This is a genomic window from Oceanospirillum sediminis, assembly GCF_014164585.1.
GTDB classification, from domain to species: Bacteria; Pseudomonadota; Gammaproteobacteria; order Pseudomonadales; family Halomonadaceae; genus Oceanospirillum; species Oceanospirillum sediminis.
This window is the reverse complement of the sequence record NZ_JACJFM010000231.1, coordinates 1-358: the sequence shown is the minus strand read 5'-3', so window position 1 is coordinate 358 and position 358 is coordinate 1. Positions and strand designations below refer to the sequence as shown.

General features: G+C 45.0%; 1 protein-coding gene. It reads left to right on the top strand.

The annotated features are described in order from the left end of the window. Positions 1 to 339: superoxide dismutase family protein (locus H4O21_RS28525; protein WP_182812591.1), on the top strand; the 339-nt coding region annotated here is incomplete at its 5' end. Between the last annotated feature and the right edge of the window lie 19 nt (positions 340 to 358).

Sequence of the window (358 nt, the reverse complement as noted above, 5' to 3'; positions counted from 1 at the left end):
ACTGCTGGAGAACACGCGATACACATACACCAAACAGCAGATTGTACCTCAGCTGATGGGAAATCGGCCGGTGGCCACTGGAACCCAACGGGCAAGCCACACGGTAAATGGGGTGATGTAACAGGATATCATAAAGGAGATATTGGAAACTTTACTGCAGATGAAAACGGAAATGGCACCATTTCCATGACCACAGATGAGTCGTGCATTGGCTGCGGAGATAGTACCAAAGATATTCTAGGTAAAGCTGTAATTGTACATGCTGGAGCAGATGATTTCACCTCTCAACCTTCTGGAGCAGCTGGAGCTAGAGTGAGTTGTGCGGGAATTATAGAATAAAGTTTTATTAAACATACTT